Source organism: Pseudomonas sp. HLS-6 TE3448 (assembly GCF_053629555.1).
In genome coordinates, this window is sequence record NZ_JBRJIO010000001.1 from 2705512 (window position 1) to 2732500 (window position 26989).

General features: G+C 59.6%; 21 protein-coding genes. 19 read left to right on the forward strand and 2 right to left on the reverse strand.

Annotated features, from left to right (window positions below; translation table 11 throughout):
* Positions 1 to 3: 3 nt before the first annotated feature.
* From tssH to def, 17 genes are all read left to right on the forward strand, one after another.
* Positions 4 to 2613, forward strand: coding sequence for a type VI secretion system ATPase TssH (tssH, locus tag AB7M23_RS12570; RefSeq protein ID WP_454240958.1), 2610 nt, complete (start codon positions 4 to 6; stop codon positions 2611 to 2613).
* Positions 2614 to 2623: 10 nt separating this feature from the next.
* The gene (locus AB7M23_RS12575; RefSeq protein WP_454242172.1) at positions 2624 to 4141 is read left to right on the forward strand and encodes a sigma-54 interaction domain-containing protein; all 1518 of its coding nucleotides are present in this window, start codon (positions 2624 to 2626) and stop codon (positions 4139 to 4141) included.
* 86 nt (positions 4142 to 4227) lie between these two features.
* On the forward strand, positions 4228 to 4359 hold the full coding sequence (locus AB7M23_RS12580; RefSeq protein WP_065760330.1) for a type VI secretion protein: 132 nt from the start codon (positions 4228 to 4230) through the stop codon (positions 4357 to 4359).
* A 17-nt stretch (positions 4360 to 4376) separates the two neighbouring features.
* Complete coding sequence (gene tagH / locus AB7M23_RS12585) at positions 4377 to 5573, forward strand: type VI secretion system-associated FHA domain protein TagH (RefSeq protein WP_454240959.1); 1197 nt, start codon at positions 4377 to 4379, stop codon at positions 5571 to 5573.
* Positions 5574 to 5578: 5 nt separating this feature from the next.
* A complete protein-coding gene (gene tssJ / locus AB7M23_RS12590) occupies positions 5579 to 6076 on the forward strand; it encodes a type VI secretion system lipoprotein TssJ (protein WP_454240960.1) in 498 nt (165 codons plus the stop codon).
* A 2-nt stretch (positions 6077 to 6078) separates the two neighbouring features.
* On the forward strand, positions 6079 to 7410 hold the full coding sequence (gene tssK, locus AB7M23_RS12595; RefSeq protein ID WP_065760333.1) for a type VI secretion system baseplate subunit TssK: 1332 nt from the start codon (positions 6079 to 6081) through the stop codon (positions 7408 to 7410).
* 5 nt (positions 7411 to 7415) lie between these two features.
* Positions 7416 to 8303: a type IVB secretion system protein IcmH/DotU gene (icmH, locus tag AB7M23_RS12600; RefSeq protein WP_454240961.1), complete on the forward strand. Its 888-nt coding sequence runs from the start codon at positions 7416 to 7418 to the stop codon at positions 8301 to 8303.
* The gene (tssM, locus tag AB7M23_RS12605) at positions 8300 to 11812 is read left to right on the forward strand and encodes a type VI secretion system membrane subunit TssM (RefSeq protein WP_454240962.1); all 3513 of its coding nucleotides are present in this window, start codon (positions 8300 to 8302) and stop codon (positions 11810 to 11812) included. The genes icmH and tssM overlap by 4 nt, the downstream gene beginning before the upstream one ends.
* Positions 11812 to 12540 (forward strand): PP2C family protein-serine/threonine phosphatase, encoded by a 729-nt coding sequence (locus AB7M23_RS12610; protein ID WP_454240963.1) that lies wholly within the window; start codon positions 11812 to 11814, stop codon positions 12538 to 12540. Before tssM ends, AB7M23_RS12610 begins: the two co-directional genes overlap by 1 nt.
* Entirely contained in the window at positions 12537 to 13496 is a 960-nt protein-coding gene (locus tag AB7M23_RS12615; RefSeq protein ID WP_454240964.1) for a serine/threonine-protein kinase, read from the forward strand. Before AB7M23_RS12610 ends, AB7M23_RS12615 begins: the two co-directional genes overlap by 4 nt.
* Positions 13497 to 13678: 182 nt before the next feature.
* The gene (locus AB7M23_RS12620; RefSeq protein WP_454240965.1) at positions 13679 to 15700 is read left to right on the forward strand and encodes a type VI secretion system Vgr family protein; all 2022 of its coding nucleotides are present in this window, start codon (positions 13679 to 13681) and stop codon (positions 15698 to 15700) included.
* Positions 15697 to 16581 carry a DUF4123 domain-containing protein gene (locus AB7M23_RS12625; RefSeq protein WP_454240966.1) on the forward strand — a complete coding sequence of 295 codons (885 nt, stop codon included), beginning with the start codon at positions 15697 to 15699 and terminating at the stop codon, positions 16579 to 16581. The genes AB7M23_RS12620 and AB7M23_RS12625 overlap by 4 nt, the downstream gene beginning before the upstream one ends.
* On the forward strand, positions 16578 to 20039 hold the full coding sequence (locus AB7M23_RS12630) for a T6SS effector BTH_I2691 family protein (RefSeq protein ID WP_454240967.1): 3462 nt from the start codon (positions 16578 to 16580) through the stop codon (positions 20037 to 20039). Before AB7M23_RS12625 ends, AB7M23_RS12630 begins: the two co-directional genes overlap by 4 nt.
* Positions 20036 to 20818, forward strand: coding sequence for a hypothetical protein (locus AB7M23_RS12635; protein WP_454240968.1), 783 nt, complete (start codon positions 20036 to 20038; stop codon positions 20816 to 20818). Before AB7M23_RS12630 ends, AB7M23_RS12635 begins: the two co-directional genes overlap by 4 nt.
* Positions 20819 to 20883: 65 nt before the next feature.
* Positions 20884 to 21663: a hypothetical protein gene (locus AB7M23_RS12640; RefSeq protein WP_454240969.1), complete on the forward strand. Its 780-nt coding sequence runs from the start codon at positions 20884 to 20886 to the stop codon at positions 21661 to 21663.
* A 311-nt stretch (positions 21664 to 21974) separates the two neighbouring features.
* Positions 21975 to 22931 carry a YihY/virulence factor BrkB family protein gene (locus tag AB7M23_RS12645; RefSeq protein ID WP_065761767.1) on the forward strand — a complete coding sequence of 319 codons (957 nt, stop codon included), beginning with the start codon at positions 21975 to 21977 and terminating at the stop codon, positions 22929 to 22931.
* A 12-nt stretch (positions 22932 to 22943) separates the two neighbouring features.
* Complete coding sequence (def, locus tag AB7M23_RS12650) at positions 22944 to 23480, forward strand: peptide deformylase (RefSeq protein WP_099773844.1); 537 nt, start codon at positions 22944 to 22946, stop codon at positions 23478 to 23480.
* Here the strand turns inward: def and AB7M23_RS12655 are convergent.
* Entirely contained in the window at positions 23468 to 23884 is a 417-nt protein-coding gene (locus AB7M23_RS12655; RefSeq protein ID WP_065761765.1) for a GNAT family N-acetyltransferase, read from the reverse strand. The genes def and AB7M23_RS12655 overlap by 13 nt on opposite strands.
* A gap of 282 nt (positions 23885 to 24166) precedes the next feature.
* Between AB7M23_RS12655 and AB7M23_RS12660 the strand changes: the two genes are divergently transcribed.
* Positions 24167 to 24424: a DUF2790 domain-containing protein gene (locus tag AB7M23_RS12660; protein ID WP_065761764.1), complete on the forward strand. Its 258-nt coding sequence runs from the start codon at positions 24167 to 24169 to the stop codon at positions 24422 to 24424.
* Between the two features lie 75 nt (positions 24425 to 24499).
* On the opposite strand, the gene AB7M23_RS12665 is transcribed toward AB7M23_RS12660, so the two are convergent.
* Positions 24500 to 25864 carry an aminotransferase-like domain-containing protein gene (locus AB7M23_RS12665; protein ID WP_454240970.1) on the reverse strand — a complete coding sequence of 455 codons (1365 nt, stop codon included), beginning with the start codon at positions 25862 to 25864 and terminating at the stop codon, positions 24500 to 24502.
* 89 nt (positions 25865 to 25953) lie between these two features.
* Here AB7M23_RS12665 and AB7M23_RS12670 point away from each other — a divergent pair, with 89 nt between their 5' ends.
* Positions 25954 to 26907: a threonine dehydratase gene (locus AB7M23_RS12670; RefSeq protein ID WP_065761762.1), complete on the forward strand. Its 954-nt coding sequence runs from the start codon at positions 25954 to 25956 to the stop codon at positions 26905 to 26907.
* Positions 26908 to 26989: the final 82 nt, after the last annotated feature.

Below are 26989 nucleotides of genomic sequence, written 5' to 3' on the forward strand. Positions count from 1 at the left end.
CTCATGATTAACGTAGATCTGCAACAACTCATCCAGGCCCTGGACACCGAAACCCGCCGAGACCTTGAACGCGCGGCTGAGTGTTGTGTCTCCCGTGGTGGTAGCAAGGTTCTTGTTGAAGACCTGTTATTGGGGTTGCTGGAGCGTCCGCACGGCTTGCTTGCACGAGCCTTGAGAGACGCTGAAGTCGAAGCGGGTGAGCTGAGTGCCGTGTTACAGGTGCAGGCCGAGCACAGTGCTTCGCGTAATCCGGTGTTCGCTCCTGAACTGGTGCAATGGCTGCAGGACGCCTTGCTTGTGGCAATCCTGGATCTGGGGCGGAGCCAGGTCGAGCAGGCCGCCCTGATTCTCGCTTTGGTGCGTAACCCGCTACGTTATGCCGGTAGCCGCTACCAGCCTTTGCTGGCCAGGTTGAACATTGAGCGGCTGAAGTCATTCGCCCTGTCGCAACAGGTCACCACTACCCATGAAAAATCCGGTGTTCAGGGGGAGTCGTTGTTGCAGCGTTTCACCCATAACCTGACGCAGCAGGCGCGTGACGGCACGCTTGACCCGGTCTTGTGTCGCGATACTGCGATTCGCCAGATGGTCGATATCCTCGCCAGGCGTCGCAAGAACAATCCAATCGTGGTCGGTGAGGCTGGCGTCGGCAAGACGGCCATCGTGGAGGGACTGGCTTCGCGCATTGTTGCCCAAGAGGTGCCAGCGGCGCTCCAGGGGGTTGAACTGCTGTCGCTTGATATGGGCCTGCTGCAAGCCGGAGCGAGTATCAAAGGCGAATTCGAACGCCGCCTCAAGGGGGTGATCGATGAGGTCAAGGCTTCGCCGAAACCGATCATTCTGTTCATCGATGAAGCCCACACGCTGATTGGTGCCGGTGGCAATGCAGGTGGGGCGGACGCTGCCAATCTGCTCAAGCCTGCGTTGGCCAGGGGAGAGTTGCGCACCATCGCAGCGACTACCTGGGTCGAGTACAAAAAATACTTTGAAAAAGACCCCGCCCTGGCACGGCGATTTCAGCCGGTGCAATTGCATGAACCAACGGTCAGCGAGGCGGTGACCATTCTGCGTGGGCTGGCGCAGGTCTATGAGAAAAGCCACGGCATCTACCTGCGTGATGATGCCGTGGTGGCTGCCGCTGAATTGTCGGCCCGTTACCTGGCCGGCCGACAGTTGCCGGACAAGGCCGTCGATGTACTCGATACCGCGTGTGCGAGGGTTCGGATCAGTTTGGCCGCAGCGCCAGAGCGCCTGGAACACTTGCGCGGCAAGCTGGACGAAGGCGAGCGACAGTATCAGGCGTTGCGCCGCGATGCCGAAGCAGGGTTGCTTGTTGAGCAGTCGGCTCTGGACGCATTGCGGGTACATCTGGCAGAAGTGGACGAAGAACAGCAGGTATTGGCGGAGCGTTGGCATGAGCAGCGCAGCCTGGCCGAAAGGCTTCTGGAGCTGCGCCAGCGATTAGCCGAGGCTCGCGAAATCGGTATGCACGAGCAAGCTCAGGACGCCGCCGCGGAGCAACACAGCATCGAGGCGCTGGAAACGCTACTTCATGATACCCACCAGGCGTTGTGTGAGGCTCAGGCTCAAGAACGCCTGGTCAGCTTTGAGGTGTGCCCTCGTTTGGTGGCGGAAGTGATCAGCGCCTGGACGGGCGTACCGTTGGCACAACTGGCCTGGGAGCACAACGCCAAGGTCGCTCGTTTTGCCACTGACCTGCGAGCACGCATTCGTGGCCAGGAGCAGGCTGTACAGGCACTGGACCGTGCCATGCGTGCCACTGCCGCAGGGCTGAACAAACCCGATGCACCGGCAGGGGTGTTTTTGCTGGTGGGGCCCAGTGGTGTCGGCAAGACTGAGACTGCATTGGCGCTGGCCGACCTGTTGTACGGTGGCGAACGGTTCATAACCACCATCAACATGTCCGAGTTTCAGGAAAAACACACGGTTTCGCGCCTGATCGGAGCGCCGCCAGGTTACGTGGGGTATGGCGAGGGGGGCATGCTCACCGAAGCTGTGCGACAGAAGCCTTATTCGGTGGTGCTGCTCGATGAAGTCGAAAAGGCCGACCCCGATGTCTTGAATCTGTTCTATCAGATCTTCGACAAGGGCGTTGCCAATGATGGTGAGGGGCGCGAAATCGATTTTCGCAACACCCTGATTCTGATGACCTCGAACCTGGCCAGCGAGCGTATCAGTGCACTCTGTCTGCACGGCGAGCGGCCTACTGCCGAGGCGCTGGAAGACGCCATTCGGCCAACACTCAGTCAGCACTTCAAGCCGGCGTTGCTCGCGCGCATGCGTGTGGTGCCGTACTACCCGATGGACGCAACGGTGCTTCGTGAGCTGATTGAAATCAAGCTGCAGTACCTGGGCGAGCGTTTAACCAGGCGGCAATTGACGTTCAGCTACAGCCCTTGCCTGGTGGATCACCTGGCTGAGCGCTGTACCCAGAGTGATAGCGGTGCGCGCTTGATTGATCACCTGCTTGACCGGCACCTGTTGCCGCACGTGGCCGACCGTCTGCTGGCGTCGATGGCCACAGGTGAACGTCTCTCACGGGTGCATGCGACGTTCGACAATAGCGCAGGCGTGGTGTGTGAGTTTGTCTGAGGGCGCGCAGATGTTTACGCGAGTAGCGCAACCCTTGATCTATGCCGAGGCGGTGCTGGCGCAGTTTGCCAGCTTGTCGCGTGTGACAGACGAAGGTGCGTTGTTGGCCGATTTCGTCCGGGCCACCGCTTCGCTCAGTGGTTGTGAGTTGAGCCAGTTGTACCTGCTTGATGCCACTCATACCACATTAGGGCTGAGTGCAGAGTGGCTGGACGGTGTACTCCAGCCTCGGGAAATGGCCACGTTGCCTGCAGACTACAACGGTGAGCAATTGTTGCAGTTTGCGCTGTGCCAAAACCGAGAGGTCAGTATCAGCGACCTGAGCGGTGGCATCCATGAAATCAGTTTTCTTCCACGGCACGCCAAGGCATGGCGCTCGTTGTTGTGTGTGCCGCTGAGCAATCGCCAGCAGGCCGTTGCAGGCGTTCTGCTGTGTGCCAGTTGCAGGCCTGTCGATCTGCAGGGCTTTGCCTGTTCCCTGAGCGTCCTTGGGCGCTTTGTGCTCGGCCAGTTGCATCTATTGCAACGGCGCCTGTGGTCCTCCAGTGATGTGCCACCGGCATCAGAGCCGGTGATCTGTTCGGGTGCTTATGGCCTGATCGGCAAGAGTGCCGGAATGCGCCAGACCTATCAGTTGATCAGCAAGGTGTTGCACACCCCATATACCGTATTGCTACAAGGCGAGACGGGTACCGGAAAAGATGTGGTGGCACGGGCAATTCATGATTATGGCCCGCGCCGATCAAAGGCCTTTGTCGCGCAGAATTGTGCGGCGCTTCCGGAGCAACTGCTGGAGAGTGAACTGTTCGGTTATCGCAAGGGCGCGTTTTCCGGTGCCAACAGTGACCGGGTAGGGCTGTTCGAGGCTGCTAATGGCGGCACCTTGCTGCTGGATGAAATTGGCGACATGCCGCTCACCCTTCAGGCCAAGTTGCTGCGCGTATTGCAGGAAGGCGAGATTCGTCCGTTGGGGGCCAATCAGACGCAACGGATCGACGTGCGGATCATTGCCGCGACCCACCGTGATCTATTGGCACGGGTTCGTGAAGGGGCGTTTCGTGAAGACCTCTATTACCGCCTGGCGCAGTTTCCAATCACGCTACCGGCCTTGCGCCAACGCGAAGGTGATTTGCGTGAGCTGGCTTTGCACTTCGCTGACAAGGCCTGCGCATTCCTGCAGCGTGAGCCACTGAAATGGTCGGATGCGGCATTTGAACGCCTTGGCGGATACAGCTTTCCGGGCAACGTCAGAGAGCTCAAGGGCCTGGTCGAACGGGCCGTATTGCTGTGCGACGGCGGTGAGCTGTGCAGCGAGCACTTCACCTTGACTACCGACACGTTGCCGCAGGCGCCTGCCCGTAGCCTGCGTGAATGCCTGGAGCAGGTTGAGCGCAAATTGTTGCTTGATTGCCTGCGCAAGCATGGCGGTAACCAAACCCTGGTGGCACGCGAACTCGGCCTGCCACGCCGCACCCTGTTGTATCGACTCGGACGCTTGAGCATCCCGCAGGGCGGTGTTGACGGTTAGCAGCACATGACCTTTTTACGCCTTTTTCTTTCCGGTAGCCCTGAAAGGACAGGGGTTCTGCACGCTTTTTTCAAGGAGATTTTCTGATGTCTGTTCGTCACTGGCCACCGGTGTTGCTGGTCCTGATTGTTCTGGGCGGCTGCAGCGGTAACTACAAATTCAATGACAACGCGTATCGCCCGTTGGGTGACCCGCAGGCATTCAATCGCGGCAAGTGATCGCAAGGAGCCTCATCATGGAACTGATTTTCGATTGGCTGAATCCACCCCAGCCTGCCGCTGGAGTCTCTTGCAGTAGAACCTTTGGGGCGTTCGGCGGTGTGATCGGACGGGGTGTGAATTGTTACTGGCCCCTTTCGTGTGCTGCGTTGACGTTATCAAAGCAGCACGCGCTGATCACGTTCGACAACGGTAAGTTCATGCTGATCGATATCAGCACCAATGGCACGTTGGTCAAGGACACTGGCCAGCGCTTGCGCGCGGGCGAGTCGCTACCGATCGAGCATGGTTTTACGTATGTCGTGGGTGACGTCGAGCTCCGTGCAACCCTGGTGGGTGCTGATGTTGACGACCCCAAGCCGACTGAGCGTCCCCCGCAGGCAGACAATCACATTCCACAGGGGGCATTGTTCGGTTTCGATCTGTCTGGCTCCGACGATGACGACGACCAGATCTATGCAGAATTTCAACGGCTAGACGAGGGATCGGCCGTGTCTTATCCGGTGCATCCGGGTGCGGACTATGCCTCCATCACGCATGAGCATCTGCATGTACCGACGCTTCAGGCGCCGCAGGACATGGCCGCTCGTGAGGAGCTACCGCTCACTCCAGAGGTGCGTAGCGAAGGGTTCTGGACGCAGTTTGGCGTTGCTCTGGGCGTTGATGTCAACGCGCTCGATGACTCGGGCCGGGAGGCGCTGGCGCTCAAGGTTGCGGCGCTGTTCAAGCAGAGTATCGACGGTATCCAGCAGGGCTTGCATACGCGCAGTACGTTGAAGCGAGAGCTGCGCCTGGCTGTGACCACGGAGGGGGCCAGCCGTAATCCGCTCAAGCACACCGCGGATGCCAGTGGCGCGTTGAGCCTCATGCTGTCACCGGGAACGCCAGGGCAACTGCCTGCTGACCAGGCGCTGGCGTTTGCGTTTCGCGAACTGCAAGCACATCAGGTGGCGTTGCTTGGGGCAACGCGAGCGGCATTGCGTGGCGCCCTTCAGCATTTTTCGCCCCAACAGCTGACCTTGTGTTTCGAGCGTGAGGGGCATCAGTCACTGTTTGCGACTGCGTTCAGTCGCTGGAAAGCTTTTGAGCGTTACCACCATGCGCTGTGTCGAGATGACGAGTGGAGTGAACGCTTGCTGGCGCGAGACTTCGCCCGTGCCTACGAAGAGCAGGTCCGCCTGATCACCACCCTCCATCACCCACACCAAGGATGATGCCTATGCCTCGCTTGACTTCATGCTTCAAGACGATTGCCGCGTTGACGGCACTGCTGCTGTTGGCAGGTTGTGCATCGCTCTCGCCGTATTCGAACCTGACCAAGCTGAACCTGAAGCTGACCGCCAGCGATCAGCTCAACCCAGACCTCCACGGACGCCCGTCGCCGATCGTCGTACGCCTGATGGCGCTCAAACATCCGGTGGCGTTTGAGAACGCGGATTTTTTCAGCCTCTACGAGCGTGCCAAGGAGAGCCTGGCGGTGGACTTGTTGGCCAGTGAAGAGCTGGAGCTGCGCCCGGGGGAATCCATTGAGCTCAAGCTCAGTGTCGAACAGGGCAGTCGCTATGTCGGCGTGGTGGCGGCTTACCGCAACTTGTCGCAAGCCCGCTGGAGTTACGTGGTTCCTCTCGCGCCAGAGGCCTTGACCGAGGTTGAGCTGGTGCTTGCTCAGGCAGGTATTCGCTCCCGTAACGACCCATTAGCAAGCACGGATAACTGATCATGAACAGGGACAAAGTCATTTGGCAGGAAGGCATGTTGCTGCGCCCGCAGCACCTTCAGCACAACGACCGTTACTACGACTATCAAATGAGAAGCCGAACCCACCTGCTGGGCAGTTACATGTGGGGATTTTTGCGATTGGAGATCGACCAGCAGTTTCTCAAGATGGGGAAGTTGGCGATTAGCCAGGCGTCCGGCATCTTGCCGGATGGCAGTCTGTTTGAACTGGGGGGCGAGGGGCAGCCGTTGGTGCTCGATGTTCCACCCAGTACGGGTAATACGCCGGTCTACCTGGCATTGCCATTGATCACGGGTCATCACATCGAGGCGCGCCGGCCGGAACAATCCGATGTGCTGGCGCGTTACACCCACTACGAAACCGAGGTCGCAGACTCCAATGCCGGTGCTGATTCCAGCCGGGTGATCAGTTGCGCACGTCCGGATTTTCGCTTGTTGCTGGGTGAGCAACAGAGCGATCAGGCCTATGTGAAATTGAAAATATGCGAAGTGTTCGACACCTCGGCGGATGGAGCCATCACGCTTGCAGAGGACTTTGTTCCGACCTTCATCAATGCCCAGGCGTCTGGCTATTTGTTGTCCTGCCTGAAGGAAGTCATCAGCCTGTTGGCCCATCGAGGGGACGCCCTGGCGGAGCGGATCCGCTCTAACGGCAAGGTGGGCGGCGCCGAGGTGGGGGACTTCATGATGCTGCAGTTAATCAACCGAACCGAGTTGGTGTTGCGTCACTTTCTGGATATTGAGCAGGTGCATCCTGAGGTCTTGTACCGTACGCTACTGGCGATGCTCGGGGACCTTGCAACCTTCTCCAGTGAGCACAAACGCCCGCACCTGGACAGCCGCTATCAGCACAGTGACCAGGGCTCCAGCTTTCGCAGCGTGATGAATGCCATCCGTCAGGTGCTGTCGATGGTGCTTGAGCAGCATGCCATCGAACTTGAGCTGCAAGTGCGCCAATACGGTGTTCTGGTCTCCCCACTGAATGACCCTACGCTGCTGGACTCGGCCTCGTTTGTGCTTGCCGCCAGTGCCCATTGTGACGGCGACGAACTGCGCCAGCGTTTGCCTGCACACCTCAAGGTCGGCGCCGTGGAGCAGATTCGACAATTGGTCAACCTGCACCTGCCGGGTATCAAGGTCAGGCCGTTGCCGGTGGCCCCACGGCAAATTCCGTTTCACGCCAACAAGAGCTATTTCATCCTGGAACTGAGTGTTGAAGAGCGTTCCCAGCTGGAGAGCTCGGGTGGTTTCGCCTTCCATGTGTCGGGTGAGTTTGCCGAACTTGAACTGGCTTTCTGGGCGATCAGGAATTGAACGGTATGTCTGAAGAAAAGCACCGTTATCAGGACTTGACCGTTCTTGCCAGTTCCGACAATGGCAGCCTGCCAGAGGGGGCACCATTGACCGACCAGGCAGGCGCGGTACGTGTCGAGGCGCTTGCTGATCGGCTGGTGTTCAGCGCCACTGCGCGCCCAACCCACAGTTTTACCCTGAGTATCAACACGTTGGTTGCTGCGGCCTCCGAGCTGCTGTCCGAGGTCATCAGGATCAAACAGAGCCGTGTTGGCGAAGAGCTCACATTACTTAACAAACGCCTGCAGAACCATGTCACTGCCTTTGAGCAGCGTGCGGGTCAGCTTGGGGTGGAAAGCCGTCAGGTCTCGATGGCCTCTTATGTGCTGTGCACGGTGGCCGACGAAGCAGTGGTCACGACGTCGTGGGGCGTTAATAGCGACTGGTCTCAGAAGAGCCTGCTCAGCACTTTCCATAATGAAACCTTCGGTGGCGAGAAGTTCTTCTGGCTGCTTGAACAGTCGTTGAAAGCGGCTGCCGGACATTTGCAGATGCTGGAGTTGATGTACCTCTGCCTGGCGCTCGGGTTTGAGGGCAAGTACCGAGTGGCCGACCGCGGCATGCAGGGGCTCGATGGCATTCGCGATGACCTGTACCAGCGTATCCGTCAGTTGCGAGGCGATGTACCGCGCGAACTGTCGCCGCAATGGAAAGGCTTGGGTACCCAGCGGCGAAATCTGGTGCGCATCGTACCGACCTGGATGGTCGCGATGTTCACCTTGGTCAGCCTTGGGGTGATGTACTCGGGATTTGCCTGGGTACTCGGCGAACAGCGTGAGCGCGCGCTGCAGCCTTATTTGCCGACGGACTCGGCAGCGGTTCAGCTTCAACCGCCATACAGAGACATGCCATGAAAACCTTTTTCGAGAACATACGTACCTGGTTGTCCAGGACCTGGGTCTGGTCGCTTTTGCTGGTGCTGTGCCTGGCGCTGCTGGTGTGGTTTGTCGGGCCACTGTTGGCGGTTGATGACTACAAACTCTGGGCACCTGCGACGTCCCGTCTGCTGAGCATCAGTGTGTTGTTTCTGTTGTGGGGGCTGGGGCTGGTCTTCAGCAATTGGCGCACCAGCGTACGCAAGCAATTGGCCGAAACCCTCGAAGATTCCGAGGCACGTCGCAGCAGCCGCGAGGCGATGGATGCGCAGCGGCGTGAAGTCGTCCGCCGTTTCAAGCAGGCGTTGCGCACCTTGAAAGCGTCAAGCCTCTACCGTGGCCGTAGCGAACGATGGCGCAACGATTTGCCTTGGTACTTGCTCATCGGTCCCACGGCCAGCGGCAAGACCAGCCTGTTGGAGCTTTCGGGGCTTGAGTTTCCTCTCAACACCTTTGACCGTAAGGCCAATGGCGATGTCACCAGCACCCCGCACTGCGACTGGTACTTTGCCGATCACGGCATTCTGATTGATACCAGCGGGCGCTATCTGGAGCAATCCAAGGCTGCTGTCGATGGCGGTGCCTGGTCTACCTTGCTTGGCCTGCTACGTAACCGCCGGCGTAATCGTCCACTTAATGGCGTGGTCGTGACGGTGCCTGTGGGCGTATTGCTGAGCGTTGACAGAGATAACTTCACGACCGCCGTGCAACAGGTGCGTGGTCGACTTCATGAGATACATCAACGGCTGCAGGTCGACTTTCCGGTCTATCTGGTCCTGACCAAGGCTGATCTGCTACCCGGCTTCGACGCCTTTTTTAGTCAGTTGACCCACGAGGAAAGCCAGCAGGTGCTGGGGAGTACACTGCGCGCCGATCAGGACGGAAACGATGCAGGGGTACTGCGTGGGGAGTTTGAAGCGCTACTGCACCGGTTGAACAGCCAGGTGATTCAGCGAGTGCACCTGGAGCGTGATATCGAGCAGCGCGGTTTGATTCTCGACTTCCCCAATCAGTTGGGGGCACTGGGGGATGGGTTGTGCGAGTTCGTTCAGAAGGCCTTTGGCGGTAATCGCTATCAGCTTGCTATCCCCTTGCGCGGCTTTTACCTGACCAGCGCTGCAACCGCTCCGGCCCAGCCGAGTGCTCATGCAAACCAGCACGTGCCAGTCGATTCGACAGCGGCTGCCTCCATGGGGCGTTCATGGTTTATCCATCATTTGTTCAGCAAGGTCATTTTTCCCGAAGCCGATCTTGCAGGATTGGACTCGCGTGAGCGCCGTCGTATTCATTGGGGACAACGGGCGGTTTACCTCGCCGCGTTGGCGGTGCTGGTCGGGCTCGGGCTGCTGTGGAGCAATGGTTTTTCGGCCAACCACGAGCGTTTTGAACACCTGCGTGAACTGGCCAGGCAATCGGCTGCACAGGATTCACAGGCGCTGGCTGCGAATGACCCGGCAACCTTGCTCAAGGCGCTTGACCTGCGCTTTGCGGCAACCGAGGTATTCCCTGAGGCTGCGCAGGTCTCACCCTTTGAACGTACTGGGTTGTATCAGGGCCGCGCCAGCAAACCACTGCTCGATGCTGCATATGAGCGTGAGCTGGAGGAACGGTTGCTGCCTTGGCTGGCAGCGCAACTTGAAGGGCAGATTCGTGGCAGCCTGAAGGACCGCACACGCTTGCTCAACAATCTGCGTGCCTACCTGATGCTGAACCTGACGACGCGTCGCGATGCCGCGTGGCTCGAACAATGGCTGGCGTCGCAATGGTCTGTGCGTTATTCCGGCAACACGGCGCTTCAGCAAGGCCTCAATGCTCATTTGCAGCGTTTGTTGGCCCGGCCATTCAGTTACCCGCTCAACGACACGCTGGTTGGTCAAGCGCGCCATGTGTTGCGTGGCGAGTCGTTGGCCAATGTGGTCTACCGCGTGCTGCGCGAGCAGGCTCGGAGCATGCCGGACTATCGCTTAAGCCAGCACCTGGGTTCACAGGGCGGTTTGTTTGTTGGCGCGGACCATGTGATACCGGGCTTCTACACCCAGCAGGGTTATCAGCAGTACTTTGCGCCTCAGGGCGTTAACCTGGTGACCGATATCCTGCGGGACAATTGGGTGTTGGGTGAGGGCAGTGATATCAGCGCCATGGACCTGCGGCGGCTGATGGTCGAGCTTGAGCAGCGCTACTTCCGTGACTATGCCAACTATTGGGGGGATGCGCTCGGCCGGGTGGCGTTACGGCCCTCGAACGATGCTGGCGAAGCCGCCGAGTTGCTGGCCGGGCTGATTTCGGCCAATTCGCCGGTGCTGCTACTGCTGCAAGAAGTCCGAGAAAACACCCGCTTTGCATTGGTTGCAGACACGCTGGGCAGCCTACCGACGCCTGCCGACCGTGTGGGCGACAAGGCGGGTGCGTTGGGCAAGCTGACTGTCGCTGCAGCAGGCCAGGCCCAGGGCGCGTTGGCCAAGGCGTTGCCGGACACGGCGAAACAGGCGCTGCAGCGGCGCTTCGAACCTCTGCACCGGCTGCTTGATAGCAGCAATGGCCCGGCTGGCGACCTGACGCCAGCCTTGCAAGCCCTTAACGATGTGCAGTTGCAACTGGCCAGCCTGGCCCGCGCCAGTGCCCCTGAGCAAGCGGCATTCGACATGGCCAAGGCCCGCATGATTGGCCAGCGCGATGCCTTGAGCAGTTTGCGCAACGCGTCGGGGCGTTTGCCGCGCCCGGTCAGTGCCTGGTTCAGTGTACTGGCCGAGGACAGCTGGCGTCTGGTGCTTGACGATACCTACCGCTACTTGAATCAGCGCTACCAGAGCGAGCTGTACAGCTTCTACCGCAAGGCTGTCCACAAGCGTTATCCCTTTGACGCCCACAGTGCCAGTGATGTCGCGTTGGTGGACTTTCGCGAGTTCTTCAAAGCCCAGGGGATTGCCGAGCGCTTCTTCGAGACCTACATGCGGCCCTTCGTCAGTGGTGATCCGGGGCGCTATCGCCTACGCAGTATCGATGGCCAGAGCTTGCCTGCGTCCAATGCCTATCTGGACCAGATGGCTGCGCTTCAGGTCATTCGACAGAGCTTTTTTGCCCACAACCCGAACGAGCCCGAAGTTCAGTTCAAGCTTGAACCCTACACCCTTGATCCGTCGGTGAGCCGGGCCGAGTTCCGCTTTGGTCATCAGGTTGTCGAGTACCGCCATGGCCCCATCGTGCCAACGGCATTCAGTTGGCCAACCGATGCGCAGGATGGACGTAGCAGCCTGGTGCTCGAACGCGCGGTCGGACGGCCGATCGGCATCGAGAAGAATACGGGGCCTTGGTCATTGTTCCGCTTGTTTGACCTGATGCAGACCGAGTACCTCAGTGGCCGTGATGTGCTGGTACTCAAGGCCGACGTTGGCGGCCTGCGAGCCAATTACCTGTTGATGAGCCAACGTACGCCGAATCCATTTGATATGAGCGTGTTGCGCACCTTCCGTATGCCGGTGCAGCTCTGATGGTGTCTGAAAGGGCGTGTTGTAGCGCGGGGCATACCGAGGTCGGCAAGGTGCGCGAACACAACGAAGACGCCTTTCTCGATTGCCCCGCGCAGGGGCTCTGGGTTGTTGCCGACGGCATGGGCGGTTACGAGCGCGGCGCCATGGCCAGCCAACTGATCGTCACCAGCCTGGCCGATCTGCCGGTGACTCTGAGCCTTGATGAGCGGATCAAGGCGGTACGCCAGTGTCTGCATTGGATTAACCGGCGCCTGAGCCAGGAACTGACGGTTACTGAGGGGCTCTCTGAGCGCATCATGGGCAGTACCGTGGTTGCCCTGATGCTTGAGGGTAGCCGCGCGGCATGCATCTGGGCCGGCGACAGTCGCTGCTACCTGTGGCGAGAGCGGCGTCTGTACCAGTTGTCCAGAGACCATTCGCTGCAACAGCAACTGATTGAGCAACAACAGATGAGTGCCGAGCAGGCCAGCGCTCACCCGTCGGCGAATGCCCTGACTCAGGCCGTTGGTGCACGGGCGCAACTGACGCTGGATATGCTCGAGTTCACTGTCTATCCCGGTGATACCTTGCTGCTGTGCAGTGATGGCCTCTATCAGGCGCTGGAGTGTGAAACGCTGGGCAGTGCCCTAAGCCGTTCTACACCGCATATGGCGTTGCAACGGTTGTTCGAGGCCGCGCTGTGTGGCAGTGCTCAGGACAACCTGACAGCCGTGGTGATCCGTCGATGAGCGAACCGGAGAGCGACGCCAGCCTGTACTCGGGCTTTGCCCCTGTCGGCCAGGTTCAATGCACGCCTGCTAGCGTCCATGGCAAAGCGCTGCCTGATGTGGTTGCCGGGCGTTACCGCATCGAACGCCTGCTCGGTGTTGGAGGCATGGGGTGTGTCTACCGTGCGCGGGACTTGCTGCATGAACAGTTCGGCGATCCTGCGCCCCCTGTTGCGCTGAAGTTTCTCGCGGACAGCCTCGACGAGTCGCCGGATGGCGCGGCGCTGCTGTACAGCGAATTCGCGCTTACCCGGCACCTGCACCATCTGAATGTCGTGCGCCTGTACACCTTTGAAGTCGACACCGATTGCCAGCGTGCCTTTATCAGCATGGAGCTGATGCAGGGCCTGACGCTGGACAGGCTGCTTTGCGAGCATCCGCTGGGGCTGCCGTGGCACATGTTGCGCAGTATTGCCTTACCGCTGCTCGATGCCCTGGCTCATGCACACCAGCGCGGTGTCGTGCACGGTGATCTCAAGCCCAGCAATGTGATGCTCTGTGACGATGGTCCGCGGCTGTTCGACTTTGGCCTTGGGCACGCCGAGGAAGGGATGCCTGGCCTTGCACGCTTGAGTCGAACCCGTTTCAACGCCTGGACCCCAGGGTATGCCGCCGTTGAATTGCTGGAAGGGGCAGCGCCTTCGGCCCGCTCCGACCTGTTTGCGCTGGCCTGTGTGCTGTATGAGTTGGCCGGGGGCAAGCATCCCTATCGTCGTTTGCCAGCAACCCAGGCCTGCGCCGAGGGCCTGGAGCGAGCACTGCGTGCGCCGAACAATCTGCCCAGGCATTGCTGGTCGGCCCTGCGCACCGCGTTGGCGTTGGATGCCTCACGGCGAACCATCAGCGCTTCTGACCTTCAGGCTGTATTGAGCCGTGTGCCGTTCTGGCGCCCGCGTTGGCAAGGGCAGTGGTGGTGATGCCACCGCAGACCGTGAGCTCACGCGGGAAACAGGCGGCATGCGGTGTGGCTGGAACGCACTTTCAGACGCGTCCTACATCCTTCTGGAAACGTCTCTGGTAGCGTTATTTCCTTCTTGAATTCGGGCCGTTTACGTACGCGCAAGCGCCCTGCTTATTGAACTTGCGAAAGGAACAACGGATGTTCGCTTGCGCCAATCAAACCGCGTTCAGCCTGACGTTCAACGACGTCGACCACGACTTTCAGGTGCTGGCGTTCAATGGCCAGGAAGCCATCAGCACACCCTATGCCTTCGAGGTGGAACTGGTCAGTGAGCGTGCCGATCTGGCGCTTGAGCACCTGCTGCACAGGCAGGCATTTCTGGCGTTCAATGATCAGGGCGCAGGCATTCACGGGCAGGTGTTTCGCATCGCACGGGGTGAGTCCGGCAAACGCCTGACCCACTACCACCTGACGCTGGTGCCGCAACTGGCCTACCTGGCGTTGCGTCGTAATCACCGGATCTTTCAGCAACGCACCCTGGAGCAGATCATCGCGCAGGTGCTCAAAGACCACGGCATTCTCAGCAACGGCTACCAGATGCACCTGGAGAAGACCGCCTCACCACGTGAATACTGCGTGCAGTATGGTGAGACCGATCTGTACTTCATTCAGCGGCTATGCCACGAGGAGGGCGTGAGCTACCGCTTTGCGCATGGCCCAGAGGGGCATGTCGTGGTGTTCAGCGACCATCAGACCTTCTTCCCCAAACTCGGCCGGCCCACGCCTTACCAGCAGGACAGCGGCATGGTGGCCGATGAGCCGGTGATCAATCGCTTCGAGGTCCGACTGGAGGCGCGCACTCGGCGGACTGCACTGCGCGACTATGACTTTGAGAAATCCAGTTATGTGCTGCAGGCCGAGGCTGCGGCGGATGCGTTGTTTCCAGAGCCGGACCTGGAAGACTACAGCTACCCCGGCGGCTTCCTGACGGGCGAGCGTGGCAAGCCGCTCAGTCAGCGGACCATGGAGCGTCACCGCGCCGACTACCGTCAGGCCGAAGGCCACAGCGATCAACCTGCGCTGGTCAGCGGCTATCTGCTGGAACTCTCCGAGCACCCGCGCAAGGCGTGGAACGGCCTATGGCTGCTGACCTCAATTGAGCATGAAGGCAAGCAGCCCCAGGTATTGGAGGAATACGTTACCCACGACGACGGGGGCGAGTTCTCGCAAGGTTACCGTAACCACTTTACCGCCACGCCCTGTGATGTGTTTTACCGCCCGCCGAAGGCCTATCCGAAACCCCGTATACCGGGCAGCCAGACCGCCCGGGTGACCGGCCCGAAAGGCGAAGAGATCTATTGCGATGCCTATGGCCGGATCAAGGTGCAGTTCCACTGGGACCGTGAAGGCCAGAACAACGACCACAGCAGCTGCTGGCTGCGGGTGGCCTCAGGGTGGGCGGGTGACCATTTTGGCAGTGTCGTCATTCCCCGTGTGGGCATGGAAGTGCTGGTCACTTTCCTGGAGGGGGATCCGGACCGTCCGCTGGTCAGCAGTTGCCTACCGAACAGCATGAATCCCGTGCCTCATGAATTGCCGGCAAGCAATACCCGCAGCGTCTTTCGCAGCCGCAGTACGCCGGACGGTAGTGGTTTCAACGAACTGCATATCGAGGATCGCAAGGGCCAGGAACTGATCTACCTGCGCGCCCAGCGTGATATGGAACAGAAGATCGAGCACAACAGCCGGCTGGACATCGGTCATGAGCGCAAGACCACCGTGAAAGGCAACTGCATCACGGTCCTGGATGCTGAGCAGCATCACCGTGTCAGTGGCGACCGCAAGGTACATCTCAAGGCCAACGACTACCGGCAAGTGGCTAACAATTGTCATACGCAGGTCGGGCAGGTGTTGGTGGTCGAGGCGGGGCAGGAGGTGCACCTGACGGCGGGGGGCTCTGTGGTGGTCGATGCAGGTGCCTGCCTGGCCCTGAGAGGCGGCGGTCAGCAGGTGTTGATCAGCGCTGGCGGCATCTTCAGCAGCACGGACATTCAGTTGGGCGGGGCGCCTGTTGCCGCTATGCCCGCCAGCCCGCAGTTGCCGGGTGTGGTCAGTGCCTTGTCGGCGCCTCAGGTACAGGCACAACGGCAGGCGCTGTCGGGCGCTCCAGCGCGCTGCGAGGTCTGTGAGCAGGCCCGAGCACGGGCGCAGCAAGCATGATTTCAGAGCGCCCGGCTGACTACCTGTTGATTGATGGCGTGCTCAGGCCAGAAGCCCTGGCCAGGCTGCAGGGTTATCACGAACCATTGGAGGTTGTACCGCTTTACGCCGGAACGCGCTGGGCCGAGTTGTCGGACCTGGGGCCGATACTGGTGAGGGCCCCCGCGCATTCAACGCTCCTCCAGGACGCGAGCACTGCAGACAACGGCTGGGCCAACAGCGTCAGCCTGCTGTACAGCACCCAGCCGATGAAGGTGGTGGCAGAGCATCTGCGCCATTTCATCGCGCCGCCCGATACGTTGGGCGGCACTGGCCTGTTGCGTTTCGCCGACCCGTTGGTCGCGCACTTCTGGCTGGGCAGCTACCCCGCCGTGCATCTGGATGAGGTGCTGGGGCCACTCGATGCCTGGCAGGTGCCCGAACCCCATCATGCCTGGGTGGTGTGCGATGCCACTGGCTGGCGCACCTTTGTCTGTACAGCAGCGCCACCGACATGGGCGGATGACCACGCACGGCTCAGTCACGCGCAGCTTGAAGCACTGGGCAATGCCGGGCGCTGGCGGTTTATCGAACGGCTGTATGCACAGCTTGTCCAGTATTTTGCGCCATCGTTGACCGCGCGCGATCAACGCACCCTCGCGCAGTGGTTTGACGCCCGCCTGGATGACGGCGAGGCCTGGGGGCTGACGACAGAGCGGGGCCTGAGCACTTGGGTGCAGTACAGCCTGTGCTGGGGCGATGACTTTACGGAGCACCCCGACGGCCCTTATCGACGCTGGCTGGCGCACAGCCCTGAGGCGCTCAGGCTGCCTGCGGATCAACGCCTGGAACGGTTGGATGACCACTGCCTGGCAATCGAATTAGACAAGGATGCAACATGAATCAGGAAGCCAGTCCGGCAGAGCTTAGGCAGGCGCGTCTCAGGCAAGCCTTTGACAATGTTCCGGTGGGGCGCGGCTGTTGCCCGATGAAATCCCCCGAGGTTGCCATCTTTCCAGTGCGCTACGCGATTGACGCGTCCCCGGAAAAAGGCCAGGCACAAGGCCCGCATCCACTGCCCAAAGGCTGGGCACCCAAGCTCCAGCCCACCTTGAAAACCCGCAGCTACACCCTGCGCCAACTGCGGGACGGCTGGTTGTATGTCTGGGACAGCGTCGACAAGACCTTCCACGAGTACCAGGTCATCGGGCGGATGTTTACCCGCCACACCTGGACCGCGCTGGAAATTGGCCAGGACCTGCGAACCAACCCCGGCGAATCACGGCCGTACCTGCTGTACCCCCGCCGCCGCATCTTGCACCTGGCCTTTTCGCCGGTGCAATGGACCTGGCGGCTGTGCGAGGCCATGCGTTCCGGTGGCCTGAAAACGCCCTGGTTGCGCGACCTCGACCTGCCGGACTACTGCGACACCTACCAGGTTGCCCACGGTGCGCCACTGGTGCAACTGGGCCAGAGCGTGGCCGATATCCGCGTACAGGACCAGCCTGCACCGAACCTGCTCAGCACCACGCTGCCCACCGATGCCGACCCATCCGACCCCGACCGGCCGTTCAAGCGGGATTTCGAGGAAGCGCTGATTCGTGGCTACGTGCCAGACCAGAACACGGCACTGTTCATCGCCCTCGACGACCCGTTGGCGCTGGTTGACGACTTGAGCCTGAACCTCACCGGGCGGCGCCTGGAACAGGCACTGTTCGAGCAGGAACACCAGGAAAAACTGCAAACGGCCACGGCGGTACAAGCACTGTGCGGCTTTGATTGCACACCGCTGCTACCCGCGCACGTCGCCCTGGACCCGGCGCTGACCCGCGCCTACACCGATGACCTGTACGCCTTGCTCAAAGCTGATGATGACGTCGAGCGGGGTCGGGACGTGGTTGACGGTCCCGAATCGGTACTGGTAGGGACGTGGCGCTGGGAGATCGAGGCACTCGAGGCGAAGTTCATTCAGCGCTGGGGCACACTACCGCACCCCGGTACCTGGCGGCGCACGCTGGCCGAGTGGCGCGACAAACGCCTGTGGCGCGAAGACGTCCACTTCGATGAACTGCAAGGCTTCCTGAGCCGGGCCACGGCCCAGGCGGCCCAGCTTGAGGCCCATGCCCAGCGCAGCGAACGCGACCTGCTCAACTGGCTGGAGCGGCTTGCACCGAATGCCGACACCCTGTTCTTCGACACCTGCCACCCAGCCCACAGCCGCGCCTTGCTGGAGACTGCCGAAGGCCTAGCAACCCTGTTGGGCGGCGGCGAGGCCGGGCAGGACTGGCTGTGCCGGCAGGCGGTGAAACCGAGCACCCTGCTGGGCACGGCGCTGTTCAACTTCAACCCGGAAATTGCCGCGCTGGTACGCACGGTCGCGCACAACTTCGCCACCACCGGCTTGCTCGATGGCCGTAGCCAGGGCGATGGCAGCACACTCCCCGTCGACCCCGGCAACCCGGCAGATGTCACCAGCGTTGCCACCCGTGCGAACGAACTCAAAGGCGTGCTCGACCTGCCCTCGGTCAAGCAGAGCAAGGCCTACCAGGCGCTGAGCACGACGGCCCGGCAGGCGTTCGACACCCTGGTAACGGTGGCCAACAACAGTGCCGAAGGGGCCTGGCACACCCTGAGCATGACCCTGGCGCCGGCTCTGCAACGGGCCTACGCCAGCGCGACGGACGTGCTCACCCAAGTAGTTACCCAGGCCTTGATCTCGACCCAGGCCTCTGACGCTACCCAACTGCGCTTCAACCCCGACTTCAAGGCGCAGTTCCGCCGCTGGCAGCAGCAGGTCCTTGGCTTGCAACGGCAGATCGACGCCCAGCAGCGCACGCTGACGCGTCCCGGCGCACCTCACGATCAGGCCGCGACCCGCACTGCGTTACGCAGCTTGACCCTGCAACTGCAGGACCTGCATTTCAGCCGGCCGCATCAACTGCTGTTCACACTGTCCCCGGTCAACCGCCTGAATGTGCATGTCGACCACCTCCACCAACAACTGGGCGACCTCGGGCAACAAGAGGCCCTGGCCCAGCACCGCCTCAAAAGCCAACAACGCGAGCGCTTCAACGCCCGCAGCCGCGAATGGATGGGCAAGCACTTCGGCCAGTCGCTGCCGCTGATGCTGGTCGGGCTGAATGTCTGGAACACCCTGTACAGCCTTGAACAAGCGAGTGCCGACGGCCTGTTCAACAACAGCGAACTGCGGATGATGACCGCCAATGCGGCCTATACCGGTAACGCAATGATGGCCGTGTGCGTGGGCCCGGGGTGGAATCGGGCGCAGGGGATGTCTGCGCGGTTGGGCGAAAAAATCAAGCAGCTTACAAAGGCGGGCGCGAAGGCATGGCTGGCTCAAGGCAATATCAACTTCGCGCAAACCGCCAAGCGGCTGATTGCTCGAACTGCGACCTGGGCGGCGCTCGGTGCAATTGCAGCGGGTGTTGAGGCGTGGCAGGTGTCCAAGGATATTGCGGGTGCGAGTAGTGAGGATGAAGAACGTTTACTCAAACTGAAGTGGGGTGCACTTATGGGAATGAGCGGTGTTGCAACCGTTCAGATCGTAGGTGCTGTTTTAGGTTACTGGTTCAACTTTGCCTGGATCATGTCCTCACCGGTTACCATGATTCTGGCCGCACTCGGTATGGCCTATTTACTGTTCTCGGCGCGTGCCAACCTCTACAAGCGCGAAGGCTTGCGCCTCTGGTTGTACCGCTGTAGCTGGGGCAAGGCACCGGAGGACAGCTGGGTGGGCATTGACGGCCATAAAACCCAACTCACGGCCCTGCTGGAGATCCTGCAGCGACCCAGCGTCTGGGCCCGGGCGGTGTACACCTATCCGGACCGAGGGCCGCAACGTTGCCTGGGGTTCTGGGTGCAACTGCTGCTCCCCGCCACGCTGGCGGGCAGTATTGTCCAGCTGCAACCGGTGGTGATCGACAGCGAAGGCTCGCCGGTCTATCACACGCCGCAGCAGCAGAGCCCACTCTACGAGCACTTCCTGCGCGGTCGTTGGGTTGATCCTGAGTTGGCCGGGCAACTGCCGGAGGCCGCCGGTGGCCAACAATTACAGAGCGACTTTGCCTATCAGGCCAAGGATCAATACCGCATATGGCAGGCCTGGGTGGCGACACCCACGAGCAATACAGCGCTGGAGCTTGAGGTGCATTACCCGTCACCGCTCAATCAACGCGCAGACGCCCGTGGCTACATGTTCCGTGTGGCCCTGCGCGACGATTTACGTGAGGCCGAGCGCCAAAATACGCTGTTCACCGACATGCTGCCTGAAGATCAGAAGTTGGAGAAACACAGCCTCTACGGGTTGAACCTTCAGGTGCCAGAGGGGATGGCGAAATGAAGGTTTCAGAAGGGTTGTCTCGCGTGAAGTCCCTGCTGGGGCACTGGGGCACGCCACGAGAACTGCCGCCACAACTGACGTGGAAGTATGGGGATGAACCAGAGCTGCTGGAGTGGAGGATCAAGGCGCGAAACTACAACACTTTTGTTGCTAATGGGATGTTTATTTTCATGCTTTTTTTTACCTTGGCATTGTGCTTCATTATGTATGACGTCTATGAAGGTACTGATCAGCCTTGGCGAACACTGTCCTGCGTGTTTTTTTTCTGTCTCATGGCATTTACTGCTTCGTGCATGACCCATCAGCGCATGAATTTCGCCTACCGCTTTACAGCATCTGGCGCAGAATTTTGTGAGTGGAAAAATTTTCCAGAGTGGGCGCTGAGGTTCTTGACGTGTCTCGCGATTGTTACGGCGATTCTCTTTGCCTGCATGGCAAGCCTCGACCGCGACGCTAGTTATCTGATTTATGCAGTGATCGGGCCTGCCAAAGTGATGCTGTTGCGTGCCTCAATGAACTCGAAAGCCTATCGCGACTTGCAGACGGAATTTCATCACAGAACCTATGAGTGGTCGAGATTTACGTTGGTGGTGGTCGATAAGAAACAAACGTTGGTCGGCTTGGAGTTTTGCTGGTATGACGATTATATGAACAAAGATTTTTTAAGTACCGCGCCGTTGTTTGCGAAGCGTCGTGAGTTTGATCATTTGCTGGCCTTTTTCGAGGAGCGGCTTCCACACGTTCCTCGCGTCGCTCGCCACATAGACAGGGATGACTGAATAGTAGGTTTTGGAGACGTAAGTATTTACGGAGTGAAGTTTCAGGTGCCAGAGGGGATGGCGAAATGAAGGTTTCAGAAGGTTTTTCTGGCGTGAAGTCCCTATTGAGCCACTGGGCCACACCACGAGAACTGCCGCCGCAACTGACGTGGAAGTATGCACATGAACCAGAGCTGCTGGGGTGGAGGATCAAGGCTCGAAACTATAATACGACCATCGCCAATGGCCTATTGGTTGTGATGTTGTCGATAGTTTTTGGGCTCGCACTTTACCAATATTTCACTTCAGTATTCGAACCTGGTTTTTCGAAGGTATTGATCTATGTTCTATTTTTCTTTTTCATATCGACGCCTGCGGTGTGCATGACCCATCAACGCATGAATTTTGCCTATCGCTTTACAGCATCTGGCGCAGAATTTTGTGAGTGGAAAAATTTTCCAGAGTGGGCGCTGAGGTTCTTGACGTGTCTCGCGATTGTTACGGCGATTCTCTTTGCCTGCATGGCAAGCCTCGACCGCGACGCTAGTTATCTGATCTATGCCGTGATCGGGCCAGCCAAAGTGATGCTGTTGCGCGCCTCAATGAACTCGAAAGTCTATCGTGGGGTACACACGATATTTCATCTGAGAACCTTTGAGTGGTCTGAGTTTACAGAGGTAGAAGTTGATCATAAGCAAAAATTGGTCGGCTTGAAGTTTGCTTGGTATGACAACTATCTGAACATCAGTAAAATCAGCACTGCGCCGCTGTATGCGCGGCGGCGAGAGTTTGACACTATCTTGGCGTTTCTTGAAAAGCAGGTTCCAGAACTGCCGCGTAGTCTCCAGTCAGTTGAAAGGGCGTAGCATTCTGATGCCGGAGGGGATGGCGAAATGAAGGTTTCAGAAGGGTTATCTCGCGCCAAGTCCCTGCTGGGGCACCACGTACTCACTGGCATCTGCGCTGAAGCCATCGCAGGCAAGCCTGCGTCCCACAGAGAGCGCACGGCAAGAAAAAATGGAACGTTGAGGGCGCAGTGTGGGTCAATGGGGCGATTGATCTCTTTGCAGTTGCATTGTGCTGCCTGCCCGTTGCTCATTTAGACTAACGTGAGTTGATCACTGTTACCGCGCACATGGAACCTGCCGATGACTGTCGAGCAGTGACAGGAGACGCCATGATATTTCCCGACTTGCGCGGCTTGCCGCTTCACCGTGTGCTGGTGAGAACGGTCCGCGAGTTTCTCAATGATGAGATGTCCACCTATGCGTCGGCACTGGCTTACCAGATGCTGTTTTCGCTGTTCCCCTTCCTGCTGTTCCTGATTGCATTGATCGGGTTCTTGCACCTGCCGGACTTTTTCTCCTGGTTGCGTTTGCAGTCTGAGCTGGTGCTGCCGCCGCAGGCGCTGGAACAGGTCAACCCGGTGATTGACCAGTTGCAGCAGTCCAAGGGTGGGTTGCTCTCGATTGGTATTGTTGTTGCGCTGTGGACGGCATCGGCGGGCGTACGGTTGATGATGAGTGCGATGAACGCGGCCTATGATGTGGTCGAGCAACGGCCTATCTGGAAGCGTTTTCCACTGTCGATCATCTACACCGTGGGCATTGCCGGTATGTTGCTGGCTGCCGCAGCCTTCATGGTGCTCGGGCCGCAGGTGATGGCCTGGGTCGCGTCGCAGGTGGGCATGGAGGACTTCATCGTTACGCTCTGGATGGTGCTGCGCTGGCCGGCCATTGTCATTTTGTTGATGGTGGCGGTGGCATTGATCTATTACGTGATGCCAGATGTGAAGCAGAGATTCCGTCTGATCACACCGGGGTCGGTGTTGGCGGTAGTGGTATGGATCATTGCGTCTCTGGGCTTTGGTTATTACGTCAAGACCTTTGCCGATTACAACGCCATGTACGGCAGTATCGGTGCGATCATTGTGCTGTTGCTGTACTTCTATATCTCGGCGGCGGTGTTGCTGTTGGGCGCAGAGATGAACGCGGTGATCGACCATATGTGCGAGGAGATCAGCACCCTCGGCAAAAAGGCGTTTACCGATGACGATCATAGCCATGATAAAAAGCATGTTTCCGGACTTGGTCGCGATCATTCGCTCCAGCCTGAATCCGATCCCGAACGTTGAGTCGAATGCCCCATGATTCGTGAAATCCTGAAAATGGGCGATGAGCGCCTGTTGCGCATCGCACCACCGGTGCCAGCCTATCTGTATGGCAGCCTCGAGTTGGAGCAGTTGATTGCTGACATGTTCGAGACCATGCGCCATGTTGGCGGGGTCGGGCTGGCTGCACCTCAAATCGGTGTTGACCTGCAGTTGGTCATCTTTGGTTTCGAGCGCAGCGAGCGTTACCCGGATGCCGAGGCCGTGCCGCAGACCATCCTGCTCAACCCGGTGATCACACCGTTAGGCACTGAAGTCGAGGACGGTTGGGAAGGGTGCCTGTCGGTGCCGGGCCTGCGTGGTGTAGTACCGCGCTATACCCGTATTCGTTATGAAGGCGTTGACCCTCAGGGCATGCCGATTCAGCGAGTGGCTGAAGGCTTCCATGCCCGCGTGGTGCAGCATGAATGCGACCACCTGATCGGTCGGCTGTACCCTTCGCGCATTCACGACTTCGCCAAGTTCGGTTACACCGAAGTGTTGTTTCCAGGCTTGGTCGATCAGGACGATTGAGGCCGAACCATCGCCAGCAGGGCTTTGCTGCGTTGATAGCGCACCAGGCGGTCCGCCAGTGGGGCGGGCAACGTGTGGGCTGATGCAAAGCCCAGCCGAGCGTAGAACGCCTGCAGATCAGGATGACAGAACAACCAGACGCTGCCTTCCTCTTGGCGCGTTGCCGTTTCTATCAGGCCCCGGGCAATGCCCTGCGCACGCCATTCTGTGCCCACCAGTAATCCGGTCAACCAACTGCCACCGGGCACCGCCGTAAGGTTCAGCGCGGCGATGAGCTGTGGTGCGCGTGCAACCCAGTGTTGCCCGCCGGGAGCCGCACGCATCGATGAACCCTGGCTTTTGTAGAATTTATTCAGCAGTGGCTGCTCAAGGGCAGGCAGCAGGCAGTAGTGGATCTGAGGCACGATGGGTTTCCACGCAAGGCTCTATCTCGCGGTTTTACACCAGGGGTGTCGGCCCGTCGAGCCCTGTGCAAGGTGGTTATTGTTACGGAATCGGTAATAGTGAATGTACGGCTTCGGGATTTAACGACGGAAGTTGCGCTGTAAACTAAGCACATCCCAAACAGAATAGTTAATTGGGATCGGTACTTCGTGTTGCATCAACGTGTGATGTAACAACTTCTCCCCGCCCGTCCGGCGCATGAAGTGAATTTGTTTGTTTGATTGCTTTGCAGGCCAACTAACATGAAAAAATTACTTGCATTCGCCTTGATCGGTTTTTCTACATTTGCGCTGGCAGATGAAGTTGAAACGGCAGCCGCTCAACCTGTTGCCGAGCAGTATGATTACTCGCAAAACCTCGATATTGCCAAGGTAATCAGCCTGTCGACCCTGCCAAATGTGTGTGAAGTCGTGCCAGCAACCATGACTTATGAAGACCATCAGGGCCAGCGTCATACCATTGAATACCGCGCCATGGGTGACGGTTGCAGCAACGGTTAATAGGCATTGCCAGATGTTCTCAAGCCCCCGCAGCAGCGGGGGTTTTATTGTTAAGGGTATAAATAACTGCGTTGGTTATGTTGTGCAGGGTTCTTTAATCGGTTTTTGATTGAGCACATGTGCAATACGTTCCAGTGCCTGTTTGAGTACTGCCCGGTCGGTGGCCGCCGAAAGGCTCACCCGAATCGCGGGCAGATCCCCTTGTTTGACGGCAAAGACTTCTGCCGGCACCACATCCACGCCCTCGGCCCGACAGGCCGCCGCCATCACGGCACCAGGTCGCTGCCCGGTGAGCCAGAGATGGGGGGAGGGGGTGTTGCCATCCTGCAGTGCCGCGCCGAGGACCTTGCGCGCCAGGCGCCAACGCTGTGCGATTTCCTCGCGCTGCCAGGCCAGGCGCCGCTCGGCTGTACCGTCGGATAGCCAGCGGTTGGCAATCTGCACGCTGAGCGGCGATACAGGCCAATGGGTCGCCTGGGTATGTGGATCGATCCGTTGCAGCAGCTCAGTGTCGGCCGCAATCCAGCCCAGGCGCAGCCCAGCGCCGACGGTTTTCGACAGGCTGGTCACCAATACACCCTGTCGACCCAGCAAAGGGAAAAGCGGCGGGCTGTCGGTGAGTGCACCGTAGACATCATCTTCAATCAGCAACAACCCATGCTGCCTGACCACGGCGGCGATCTCGCGTTGCCGCTGCGGTGATGGACAACTGCCGGTCGGGTTATGCAGGGTGGGTGTCAGCACCACTACGCGGGCACCGGTGGCACGGGCCATGCGCTCCAGGTCATCGGGGCGGATGCCGTGCTGATCAAGCGCAACGCCGTGCAAGGGCAGGCGCAACTGACGGCAGGCGGCCTTGATGCCGGGGGCGGTGAGGGCTTCGACCAGTACCGGGTCGCCCGCCTGACACAACGACAACAGCAGACTGAACAGGCCTTGTTGGGCCCCCGCGCAGAGCAGCACCTGTTGCGGCGAAAGGCTCAGGCCACGGTTACGCAGCCAGGCGGCGCCAAGTGCGCGCCCCAGTAGAAGCTCATCGGCGGTCAGGTAGTGTTCCAGGCGCTGGGTCTGGTTGTTGTCTATCAACGTCTGTAGTGCGCGCTCGACGTCGTCGTTGTGTTGGTTGACGGCCGGTACGTTGGTCGACAGGTCGATGCGGGCCGCTTTGCCCTGTTTCAGGCAGAACAGCGTGGCCTCCTTGCTTCCCGCCAGCACGTAGGTGCCCCGGCCAACTTCGCCACTGACCAGATGGCGGGCGGCGGCCTCGCGGTACGCCTGTTGGGTGGTGCTGGGGTTGAGGCCCAGTGCCCAGGCCAGGCGCCGTTGTGGCGGCAGACGATCACCTACCTTGAGTTCGCCACACTCGATAGCCTCGGCAATGGCCTCGACCAAGGCCAGGTAGCGTGGCTGGGGGGTGTTGGGCAGGAGCGGTATCCACATGTATTGTCGGCCATGCAATATAAGGTTTTACCCATACAATGCGTGATGACTAAGATCGGGTCAAACCCTGACCCGAGAAGGTGATTGCCATGTTTGATTTACCTGCGCTGCGCGATGCTGTTCGTTTGATCCGCCCCAGCATTCCTGCCACGCCTCAGTATGCCTGGCCGCGTCTGGCCGAGCGCCTGGGTTGTGAGGTGTGGGTCAAGCATGAAAACCATGCCCCTACCGGTGCATTCAAGGTTCGGGGCGGCCTGCTTTATGTTCAGGCGCTGTTGGCGACTTCACCCGGTGTTCGGGGGCTGGTCACCGCCACGCGCGGTAACCATGGGCAGAGCCTGGCGCTGGCGGCACGTAATGCCGGGTTGCCGATCATTATTGTCGTCCCCGTGGGCAACTCGCGGGAAAAGAACGCAGCAATGCGGGCCCTGGGCGCCCAGTTGATCGAGTTCGGCCAGGATTTCGATCAGGCGCGCAGTGAGGCGGCCCGGCTGGCACGGGAACTGGGCTATGAGCTGGTACCGGCGTTTCATCCGGAACTGATCCGCGGCGTCGCCACCTATGCGTTGGAGCTGTTCGAGGGCGTTGACCAGCTGGATTGTATCTACGTGCCCATCGGTATGGGGTCGGGGATTTGTGGCCTGATTCGCACCCGTGATCTGCTGGGCTTGCGCACCGAGATCGTCGGTGTAGTGTCAACGCAGGCCGATGCCTTTGCCCAAAGCCTTGAGCAGGGTTGTATCGTCACCACCGAGAGCGCCGATACCTTTGCCGATGGCATGGCTTGCCGTATGCCGCAGCCTGAAGCGTTCGAAATTGTGCGTGCGGGTGCTGCACGGATTGTGCGGGTCAGCGACGAGGAAATCGCCGAGGCGATGCGGGTTTTTCATGAAGACACGCACAATACTGCGGAGGGCGCTGGAGCTGCAGGCCTTGCGGCGTTGGTGCAGGAGCGTGAGCGGCAGCAGGGGCGCAAGGTTGCCGTGATTCTCAGTGGGGCGAATGTCGACCGTGAACGCTATGCCCAGGTGCTGGCGGGTTGAGTTGAGGTTCTGGCGACGTCCGGGGACAGGCCATTTCTTCCAACACGCAATACATACAAAAGGGTTTAATAAGCGCTTGTTT

Excerpts from the sequence above, each read along its gene's own strand:
- AB7M23_RS12670 (WP_065761762.1), top strand. The coding sequence starts at position 25,954 with ATGTTTGATTTACCTGCGCTGCGCGATGCTGTTCGTTTGATCCGCCCC.
- tssM (WP_454240962.1), top strand. The coding sequence starts at position 8,300 with ATGAAAACCTTTTTCGAGAACATACGTACCTGGTTGTCCAGGACCTGG.
- AB7M23_RS12635 (WP_454240968.1), top strand. The coding sequence starts at position 20,036 with ATGAAGGTTTCAGAAGGGTTGTCTCGCGTGAAGTCCCTGCTGGGGCAC.
- AB7M23_RS12625 (WP_454240966.1), top strand. The coding sequence starts at position 15,697 with ATGATTTCAGAGCGCCCGGCTGACTACCTGTTGATTGATGGCGTGCTC.
- AB7M23_RS12615 (WP_454240964.1), top strand. The coding sequence starts at position 12,537 with ATGAGCGAACCGGAGAGCGACGCCAGCCTGTACTCGGGCTTTGCCCCT.
- AB7M23_RS12645 (WP_065761767.1), top strand. The coding sequence starts at position 21,975 with ATGATATTTCCCGACTTGCGCGGCTTGCCGCTTCACCGTGTGCTGGTG.
- AB7M23_RS12610 (WP_454240963.1), top strand. The coding sequence starts at position 11,812 with ATGGTGTCTGAAAGGGCGTGTTGTAGCGCGGGGCATACCGAGGTCGGC.
- tssJ (WP_454240960.1), top strand. The coding sequence starts at position 5,579 with ATGCCTCGCTTGACTTCATGCTTCAAGACGATTGCCGCGTTGACGGCA.
- AB7M23_RS12630 (WP_454240967.1), top strand. The coding sequence starts at position 16,578 with ATGAATCAGGAAGCCAGTCCGGCAGAGCTTAGGCAGGCGCGTCTCAGG.
- icmH (WP_454240961.1), top strand. The coding sequence starts at position 7,416 with ATGTCTGAAGAAAAGCACCGTTATCAGGACTTGACCGTTCTTGCCAGT.
- AB7M23_RS12580 (WP_065760330.1), top strand. The coding sequence starts at position 4,228 with ATGTCTGTTCGTCACTGGCCACCGGTGTTGCTGGTCCTGATTGTTCTG.
- AB7M23_RS12620 (WP_454240965.1), top strand. The coding sequence starts at position 13,679 with ATGTTCGCTTGCGCCAATCAAACCGCGTTCAGCCTGACGTTCAACGAC.
- AB7M23_RS12575 (WP_454242172.1), top strand. The coding sequence starts at position 2,624 with ATGTTTACGCGAGTAGCGCAACCCTTGATCTATGCCGAGGCGGTGCTG.
- AB7M23_RS12660 (WP_065761764.1), top strand. The coding sequence starts at position 24,167 with ATGAAAAAATTACTTGCATTCGCCTTGATCGGTTTTTCTACATTTGCG.
- AB7M23_RS12640 (WP_454240969.1), top strand. The coding sequence starts at position 20,884 with ATGAAGGTTTCAGAAGGTTTTTCTGGCGTGAAGTCCCTATTGAGCCAC.
- tssK (WP_065760333.1), top strand. The coding sequence starts at position 6,079 with ATGAACAGGGACAAAGTCATTTGGCAGGAAGGCATGTTGCTGCGCCCG.
- AB7M23_RS12665 (WP_454240970.1), bottom strand. The coding sequence starts at position 25,864 with ATGTGGATACCGCTCCTGCCCAACACCCCCCAGCCACGCTACCTGGCC.
- def (WP_099773844.1), top strand. The coding sequence starts at position 22,944 with ATGATTCGTGAAATCCTGAAAATGGGCGATGAGCGCCTGTTGCGCATC.
- tssH (WP_454240958.1), top strand. The coding sequence starts at position 4 with ATGATTAACGTAGATCTGCAACAACTCATCCAGGCCCTGGACACCGAA.
- tagH (WP_454240959.1), top strand. The coding sequence starts at position 4,377 with ATGGAACTGATTTTCGATTGGCTGAATCCACCCCAGCCTGCCGCTGGA.